A 402-nucleotide genomic window follows, 5' to 3' on the forward strand; every position below is an offset into this window, starting at 1 on the left:
TTTACTTTAACGTCCAGTACCCCCGGTAACTCTTTTAGGGCAACTTCTATCGTTTTTACACACGACGCACAAGTCATGCCGCCGATTTTAATTACTACATCTCTCTTTTCTCTTACGACACCATAGCCAACACTCTCTATTGCTCTAATGATTTGAGTTATATTAACCACAGATTCGTCGAATTTAACATATGCACTTTCTGTCGCTAAGTTTACTTTAACATCCTTTATACCCTCTAGTTCTCTAAGAGCTAGCTCTATAGTTTTAACACAGGAAGCGCAACTCATTCCAGTAATTTTAATATTCACGTCCATGAGATTCACCTCTGTTATATAGTCTATTAGGAGAATTATTGAAGTTATTTCTTAACAAAATGTAAATTAACATAGGAAAATTTTTATA

At 34.6% G+C, this 402-nt stretch carries 1 protein-coding gene; it reads right to left on the reverse strand.

What is annotated here, in order from left to right; genetic code table 11:
• Nucleotides 1–314: heavy-metal-associated domain-containing protein (locus E3E28_RS10965; protein WP_167915469.1), on the reverse strand; the 314-nt coding region annotated here is incomplete at its 3' end.
• Between the last annotated feature and the right edge of the window lie 88 nt (nucleotides 315–402).

The sequence above is a fragment of the Thermococcus sp. 21S9 genome, assembly GCF_012027635.1.
Lineage (GTDB): Archaea > Methanobacteriota_B > Thermococci > Thermococcales > Thermococcaceae > Thermococcus.